General features: G+C 69.1%; 9 protein-coding genes. 1 reads left to right on the plus strand and 8 read right to left on the minus strand.

The genetic code is table 11. The annotated features are described in order from the left end of the window. Positions 1-21 precede the first annotated feature (21 nt). Complete coding sequence (locus AC1DVT_RS04040) at positions 22-486, minus strand: L-rhamnose mutarotase (RefSeq protein WP_477386728.1); 465 nt, start codon at positions 484-486, stop codon at positions 22-24. Further along, positions 467-1696, minus strand: a complete 1230-nt coding sequence (locus AC1DVT_RS04045; protein WP_477386730.1) for an enolase C-terminal domain-like protein — start codon at positions 1694-1696, stop codon at positions 467-469. The genes AC1DVT_RS04040 and AC1DVT_RS04045 overlap by 20 nt, the downstream gene beginning before the upstream one ends. Between AC1DVT_RS04045 and AC1DVT_RS04050 the strand changes: the two genes are divergently transcribed. Then, positions 1689-2585, plus strand: coding sequence for an NAD-dependent epimerase/dehydratase family protein (locus AC1DVT_RS04050; RefSeq protein WP_477386732.1), 897 nt, complete (start codon positions 1689-1691; stop codon positions 2583-2585). The genes AC1DVT_RS04045 and AC1DVT_RS04050 overlap by 8 nt on opposite strands. Positions 2586-2594: 9 nt before the next feature. Here the strand turns inward: AC1DVT_RS04050 and AC1DVT_RS04055 are convergent, their stop codons facing one another. From AC1DVT_RS04055 to AC1DVT_RS04080, 6 genes are all read right to left on the minus strand, one after another. Then, positions 2595-2942, minus strand: coding sequence for a DUF6804 family protein (locus AC1DVT_RS04055; protein WP_477386734.1), 348 nt, complete (start codon positions 2940-2942; stop codon positions 2595-2597). Positions 2943-3014: 72 nt separating this feature from the next. Continuing rightward, positions 3015-6254: a lamin tail domain-containing protein gene (locus AC1DVT_RS04060; RefSeq protein ID WP_477386736.1), complete on the minus strand. Its 3240-nt coding sequence runs from the start codon at positions 6252-6254 to the stop codon at positions 3015-3017. A 159-nt stretch (positions 6255-6413) separates the two neighbouring features. Next, positions 6414-6974: a dihydrofolate reductase family protein gene (locus AC1DVT_RS04065; protein ID WP_477386738.1), complete on the minus strand. Its 561-nt coding sequence runs from the start codon at positions 6972-6974 to the stop codon at positions 6414-6416. A 10-nt stretch (positions 6975-6984) separates the two neighbouring features. Beyond that, positions 6985-7185, minus strand: coding sequence for a helix-turn-helix transcriptional regulator (locus tag AC1DVT_RS04070; protein ID WP_477386740.1), 201 nt, complete (start codon positions 7183-7185; stop codon positions 6985-6987). Next, positions 7182-7616: a hypothetical protein gene (locus AC1DVT_RS04075; RefSeq protein ID WP_477386742.1), complete on the minus strand. Its 435-nt coding sequence runs from the start codon at positions 7614-7616 to the stop codon at positions 7182-7184. Before AC1DVT_RS04075 ends, AC1DVT_RS04070 begins: the two co-directional genes overlap by 4 nt. An 84-nt stretch (positions 7617-7700) precedes the next feature. After that, on the minus strand, positions 7701-7987 hold a 287-nt coding region (locus AC1DVT_RS04080), incomplete at its 5' end, for an aldo/keto reductase (protein ID WP_477386744.1).

Consider the following 7987-nt stretch of genomic DNA (forward strand, 5'->3'; position numbering starts at 1 on the left):
CCCGGAGTCTATCGAAAATCGCTAGCCAACGGCCGGTTTCGGGCTCCGGCCTGCTTCTTCGAGGTCTTCGCGCGTCGGCCAGTCGAGGTCCCAGATCAGTCGCCCCAGCGGCCTTTCGACGGGTGGCGACGATCCTTCCACCAGAAACGGCTCCACCAGCTCGCGCCACCAGGCGCTGATCGCCTCGTCCTCGGGGTCCGCCTGCATCGGTTCACGCCCATCCCTCACGACACAGTGCGTGAGCACGTCGCCGCGCAGGTAGATCTGCCACGACACGACACCGCCGCGCCGGAGGTGCCGATCGATCAGTCGAGGAACGGCTCGATGGAAGGCCTCGTAATCCGCCGCCGCTCCGGGCGCCAGCTGCGTGCAGCTCTCGTAGTAGTTGTCCATGGGCGGGTTCATCGTTCTCCTCAGCGTGTCGCGGGCATGGCGGGCGCCATGCGCAGTCCCGGCGGCCGGCATGTCAGAACCGCGGTCGGACATCGACGAAATCGGGTTGGACCACGCGCATGTAGGCGGCGTCGTCGCGATGCGTTCTTCCGGACGCCAGATACAGCCCATGCAGCTCGCGCACTCGGTCCTCATCGAGCTCGACGCCAAGGCCGGGACCGGTGGGGACCTGCACCGCCCCGTCGCGGATCTCGATCGCGCCTGGCTTGATGATGTCGTAGGCGCCGTTCCAGGGGTAATGCGTGTCGCACGCATAGTCGATGCGGGGCATCGACGCCGCAACGTGGGTCATGGCGGCGAGGGAGATCCCCAGGTGTGAGTTCGAGTGCATCGACAGGCCGAGACCGAACGTCTCGCAGATGATCCCCAACTCGCGGGTACGGCGGAGCCCTCCCCAGAAGTGGTGGTCCGACAGGATGATCTGGACGGCGTCGGTCCGCACCGCCTCCGCGATCTGGTCGAAGCCGACGACGCACATGTTCGTCGCGAGTGGGATGCCGGCCGCGCGGGCGACGGCGGCCATCCCGGCCATGCCCATCGTCGGGTCCTCCAGGTATTGGAGCTTCCCGCGCAGGCGCGCCGCCACGTCAAGGGAGGTCTCGATCGACCACGCTCCGTTGGGATCGATGCGCAGCGGGATGCCGGGGAAGGCCTCGGCGAGCGCTTCGATGGCTGCGGCTTCGTCGTCGGGGTGGAACACGCCGCCCTTCAGCTTCAGGGAGCGGAATCCGAATTCATCGATCATCGCCCGGGCCTGACGGACGATGCCGGCCGGGTCGAGTGCCGCTCCCCATCGATCGGGTTCTGCGGCGTCCCGGTGCCGGTCCCACTTGTAGAAGAGGTAGCCGCTGTACTCGACCCTGTCTCGGACTCGGCCACCCAGCAGCGTGCTGACGGGAACGCCGAGAAGCTTGCCCTGAGCATCGTGGCAGGCGACTTCGATCGGCGCGAAGACCGCCCTGCGGATCCCGGCAGGATCTCCCTCCTCGCCGATCGCGCGACCGACCGCCGTCTCGATGGCGGCGAGGTCGAAGATGTTCAGTCCCCGCAGGCCATCGCGCGCCCGCGTCAGCGCGTCGACGATGTCCCGCTCGCCCCACCCCTCGCCCAGCCCGATCACACCGCCGCGCACCACGACCTGGACGATGCTGCGAAGCGCAAGCGCCTCGTGGACGCCCGCCGCGTTGAGGAGAGGTGGATCGGGAAACGCGATCGGGGTGACGATGACGTCTTGGATGATCACGAGAATCCCTTCATCGCACCTGCGCGCACTGACCTTCTCGACTATTATCGATTATCGCAAGCGTGTCAATGCGAATCTCCAGCTGCCACCGAAGGGCACCATGCCATCGTCGATCGTCCTCACCGGCGCCGCGGGCAGCGTCGGGACGCGGCTGCGGCCGCTCCTTCGCGCAGAGGGCCACGAGCTCACGCTCGTGGACATCGCTTCTCCCCCGGATCCTGCTCCCTCCGAGCGGTCGGTGACAGCATCCGTGACGGATGTCGACGCCCTGACGGCCGCATTCACCGGGGCGGACGCCGTGGTGCATCTCGCTGGATTCGCCGGGGAGATGCCGTGGGCTGACATCCTGCGCGTGAACATCGACGGCGGGCGCGGGGTGCTGGAAGCCGCCCGCCGCGCCGGCGTGCGACGCGTCCTCCTCGCGAGCTCGATCCACGCGGTGGGGTTTCACACGCCGGCGTCCGTCGAGGGAACGGCGGTGCCGCCCTTCCGGCCCGACACCTACTACGGGGTCGGCAAGGTGGTGCTGGAGGCTCTCGGCCAGCTGTACGCCGACCGCTTCGGCATGTCGGTCGTCGCCGCGCGACTGGGGACCGTCGAACCTGAGCCCACCAGCATCCGCTCTCTGTCCACCTGGCTGTCGATCGCCGATCTGGCGCGCCTCGTCGCAGCCGTCACCAGGCTCGAGAAGCCGGGCTTCCATACGGTCTGGGGCCTCTCCGCGAATCAGCGGGGCTTCGCCGACCTCTCGGCGGGCGCCGAGATCGGATATGTGCCGGTCGACGATGCCGAAGMCTTCGCTGCCCGCCTCGCGCCCGAGGGGCAGGCCGGTCGGATCACCGAACTGGGAGCGGGATGGATCCACCATCCTCTGGGCGAGCCGTTCTGAAGGATTCCCTCACCCGGTCGTCTGGCGCGGCGTCTTGATGGTCGCCCCGGCAGCGAGGAAGGCCGCCGCGGCCACGATGTGCGCGCCGTCCCACACCGTGCCGGAGAACTCGAACGGGTAGAGCGGGTTCCAGAGGATCGCGATCGCGAGCATCACCGGCACCCACCACCACTGCCGCGCCTGCAGTGCGAACCATCCGATGATGACCGCGAGGATCGCGATGATGTAGCGGACGACCTGGTAGTACTCGTGGCCCACGAGGGCGATGCCCGCGAGGCAGGCGGCTGCGGCGAGGATCGCTGGGGCCAATGCGTTCCGCTGGTACGGGGACGGCTCGCTCTTGGACGCTGCAGGCACCGAAATCTCTCCGTTCGTTGGGCTGCGAGAACCTCAGCCCCGAAGTAGGAGTTTCGCACAGCATCCGTCTCCCTATGGCAGCACGGACATCGCCGAGGTGATGACGGCCTTCGGGTACTGCAGCGCGACGTCGACCGTGAAATGGTCGTCCTCAGCCGTGTAGCGGTTCTGCAGTCCGTCGGCGAGGATCCGCCATGGGCGGTCGTTCGATGCCGTCGATTCACTGCCGTTGTCGGGCAGGAACTGCTCGTAGTCGTACGGGAAGCTGGTCATCGCCCCGAGCGTCGACGACAGCGCGTCCACGCCGACGCGGCCGCCGCCGAGGTCGAACTGGAGGAGCCGCGCGAACCCGGTGGCCCGCTCCCCCGTGTGCGTCCGGAACTCCTGGTAGTCGGCGAGCGATTCGAGCACCGTGTGCCCCGGGATCCCCCCGGCATCCTCGGTCACGATCTTGCCGAGGCCGTGGAAGTGCCCGGACAGCACGACGACGACGTTGCGATTCGGGGCGACGACGCGCTGCCAGAGCCGGTCGGCATGGGAGACCCATCGTGACGAATTGGAACGGCCGGCCGCGAGCTCGACGGTCTTCGGCGTGACGTGCTCGTGCGTGGAGATGATCACGTTGGCATCCGGGTGCGCTGCCACGACGTCTGCGGCCCACGCGATCTCACGCTCCCCGTAGGCATAGGGCAGCGAGAGCATCAGCATCCGGGCGCCCTCGACGGTGAACGTGGAGAAGTTCGCCGTGTTGTCGCCGGGCGCGATCGATCCGCCGTACCAGTCCGTCCCGGCGTAGCGCTCGGGTCCGAAGTACTCGTTGAACAGGTCGCTCGTGACGCCCCGCTTCGAGTCGTGGTTGCCCGGCAGCACGCTGTTGGGCACGCCCGCGTCACCCAGCACCGCCTGCATGCGCGAGGCGATCTCGAACTCATGACGGGCTCGCGCCTCGGGCTGCTCGGGATCGACCCAGTTCTGCACCAGGTCGCCGGTGTGCGTCGCGAACGCGATCTTGCGCTGCGCGGCGCTGCCGACCACCCACCCGACGATGTCCGCGTACACCTCCGGATACGCCTCGGTGAGGTACTGCGTATCCGTCAGATGGCTGACCGCGAAGTCGTATTCGGCCGGGTCGCCGAGCTCCTCGTCGGCCTCCAGCCCTGCGCCGGAGCGGGGCACGACCTGCACCAGCAGCCACGACGCACCGTCGACGACCTCGTCCGCGCGCACCGCCCCGGACAGCTGCCGGGCGGTCGGCGTGGGCTGCGCCACGAGCGCGGACACGTCCCCTGCGGCGGAGTCCAGTTCACGCCAGCGGCCGGATGCCTCGTTCCACACCGAGAGCCGCAGTTCGCTGCGGCCGAGCGCGGTCCCATTCCACTGCACGGTCGCCGGACCGCCGTCGAGTGCGACCGAGAACCGGACGTAAGGGAAGTCGTAGCCGTCGTCGTCCGCTGTGAGCGCTGCCGCCTGCGGCTCGGCGATCACGCGCTCCGCCTTGCCGACCCGGCTCTCGAGCGGCCCAGCCGATGTCCGGCCGGCGTAGGACTCGAGGATCTCGGCATCGGTTCCCGCAGCGGCAGTCGGGCGTGAGACGGACGCCGGCGAGATCAGGCGGGGTTCGGGAGAGACCGCGGCGGCCGCGGCGAGCGCGCGGGTCTCCAGCCGCTCCGTGGACGGCTGGTCGAAGACGCCTGGGGAGGCCAGGGCTGGGGTGAAGTCGTCCATGTTGTCTCCGGTCTGCTGCACGCGCTGGTAGGACTCGCCCCGAAGCCGATCGACGGCGAACACGGGCAGCGAGAGCCCGGACACGCAGGCGCTGGTGATGTCGACGCTGCGGTCCATCTCATTGACGTGGAATGCCCCCACCCCGTCGATGCGCCGCCCGTCGGCATCCTCGACCCAGACGCCGGCCCCCTGGAAGTGGAACGGAGTCTTGAACGTGGCATTCGCGGATGCCGCGGCGTCCGTCCCTTCGAGGGCTGCGAGCCACGTCGTTCCCGGCTTCAGCGCGGTGTCGGCGGGGATGATGGCCAACGGGGCGCGGGAGAGGAACCCGTCACGGCCGCAGCCGTACAGGCGCCAGCCGCCGACCTGCTGGGTGGTGGTGGAGAAGTTGGCGAGCTCGACGAAGTTGTTGCGTTCGACCCCTTCGGGCGCGGGAGTGATCACCGGGTCGGTGGCGAATTCGCTGATCAGCACGGCCGTCGACGGCGGATCTGCCGCTCCGGCAGTCGTCGCGCGGGCCGGCTGCGCGTTGTCCTGCCCCGGCGTGCGCGGGGCGACGATGAACGCGCCGCCGTCGATGCGCTGCCAGCTCGCACCCGCGCGATAGTCGAGCGCCGATGCGAGCTTGTCGTCCCCGGCTTGGCACGCGGTGTCGGCGTGCTCGCTGAGGGTCAGGCCGTCGACGCGGCGCCTTTCGGCGTTCACCAGCAGCACTCCCGAGACCGCGTCGGCGAGCGAGGTCGTGGTGCGCAGATCCGGCTGCGCGGCACCTTCGTACCCGGGGCCGGCGACGAGCAGCCGCTCACCGGCCCCCAGCCGCTGCCCCGGGGCGAACTCGATCTGCCGGGACTGCGGCGTCATCGCGCCTGTCGCCATGCACCGATACAGCGACCATCCCGAAAGATCGACCGTGCGACTGCCGGTGTTGCGCACCTCGACGAAGTCGTCGCCGCCGCCGGCCGGGCCTGCGGCTGCCACCTCCTCGATGTGCACGGCACTGGCGGCGAGGGTGTCGGCCGCCTGCGCATTGTCGGCCCCGGGGGTCGCTATGGCGCGCACCCACCCACCGGCATCCGTGCGCTGCCAGGACTCGTCGAGTGCCGCGGCAAGAGTCGCGGGCAGGTTCGGCGGCGGGCCGCACTCGCTCTCGGTCGGCCATGGGGTGTTCGGGTACATCGCGACCGCGTCCACCGTCGCGCCGTCCGGGCCGGCCAGCACCAGGCCGAGGCCGCTCTGCGCATACAGCTGACTGAAGCGGGCATCGACGGCGTCCTGGGCGAGGTGCGCGCTCATCTGCGCCGCGAGGAAGATCTCTCCGGCGCCGAGCACCACGCCGGAGAGGTCGACCTCGGGACGCCCGACGTTCTCCCGGAGCCCACGTTCGTCGCAGCGGAAGATCGACCAGCCACTCAGGTCGATCGGCGCATCGGTCGTGTTGCGCAGCTCGAAGAAGCTGTCCGCGCTCGACGCCGAACTCGCGACCGCGAACTCGTTCACGACGACGGACGGTTCGGATGCTGCGGCCCTCGCGCTCGCGGGTGCAGCGAGCGTGCCGACCGCCGTGATCAGCACGACGATCCACGCCACGGCCGGCGGTGGGGCAATAGTGCGGTGAGCTCGGAGCGGGGATGAAAGCCACCTGCGGCGCGTCACGCCACGAGGTTCTCCCGCACGCGTGAACGGCCGGCATCACMGGCATTCATGTCGCGTGAACGCCTGGCGGCGGCCCGGGGTTCTGCGTCTGTCTCAGCGGACGCGCGCGTACCGCATCCACACCACACCGGAGTCGAACGGGCGGCACTCCACGAGCTCGAGCGGCACCTGCACCCCGGCCGGGAAGAACGGCTTGCCCCCACCGACGGCCAGCGGATTGACCCACATCCGGAACTCGTCGACGAGGTCGATCAAGGAGGCGGCGAGCGACGGGCCGCCGATGTCGATGTGCCCCTCGGCCGGCTCGGCCTTCAACCGCTGCACCTCTGCCCGTGCATCAGCACGCCGGATGAGGGTGCAGTTCTCCCCCACGGTCTCGAGGGTGTCCGACACGATGATGCGAGGTGTGTCCGAATACAGGCGCGCGAACTCCGCCTCGACCGGCGACAGCGAGGGGTCACCGACGGCGGCCGGCCAGAACGGCTCCATGGTCTCGTAGAGGCGACGACCGTAGACGAAGACGCGCGCCGCGCGCGCCTGGTCATTGGCGAGCTGGTGGATGGCGGGATCGGGCGCCGACCAGGCGAAGCCTCCGTCCGCATCCTCGGCATAGCCGTCCAGCGAGACGCCCATCGAGTAGATGACCTTCGACATGCGCCCCAGGCTAGCCGTGGTCCGCTGCGGTGAACACGTCCTCGATGCGGCAGCGGAACGTCTGCGCGATCTGGAACGCAAGCGGAAGCGATGGATCGAATCGCCCGCGTTCGATCGAGATCACGGTCTGCCGGGAGACGCCGAGCGCCGTCGCGAGGTCGGCCTGAGTCCAGCCACGCTCGAGTCGTCGCTCCACGAGATTGTTCTTCATTTCAGCGCGCGATGGCGGATCACGAGGTAACGCAGACCAGCGTCGGCCGCGCTCAATGCGATCAGCGCGAGCACGACGACCAGCGCCTCGACGTCCGGCCGATAGACCATCAATACAACGGCCAGGACGATCGTCGTCAAGAGGACGTCGATGAAAGCGCCGGCAGCCGCCTGCCTGATCCATGCCAGTTCAACGCTCTCCCCGCCACGCGGATCACGGGTGGCCGTGTTGTTCGTGACGAAGATCCGGGCGCCGAGCGAAAAGGAGGGGTAGGCGGCGCACAGCGCGCCGATCCCCGCAGCGAGCCAGAAGTCGTCGGAGTTCGTCGCGCCCACCACCAACGCGACCGCGATCGTCGCGATCGCGCCGAACGCGATCGCGAGCAGGTAGTGCGACGCAGGCGCCCGTCGGGTCACCGGGTGATCGCTCATCGGCTCGAGCCCTCTCTTCCAACGTGTAAAGCGTGCTTTACTCGAGCCAAGTAAAGCACGCTTTACACGCTGGGTCCAGCCTGGTCAGAGGCCGACCGCGGCCATGCCTGCGTCGTCGTACCGGTTGCCCGCGACGCCGACCCGATCGGCGAGCGCGTTCAGGTCGGCGATGTCGTCAGCGGACAGCGCGAGGGACGTCGCGCCGGCATTCTCGTCGAGTCGCTCGCGCCGTCTCGTTCCTGGAATCGGAACGATGAACGGATGCTGCGCCAGCAGCCACGCGAGCGCCACCTGTGCGGGGGTTGCGCCGCGAGCCTCGGCGAGGCTGCGGACCTGGTCGACGATCGCCTGGTTGGCGCGGAGGTTGTCGG

This window comes from Microbacterium sp. P2_F9 (assembly GCF_056403635.1).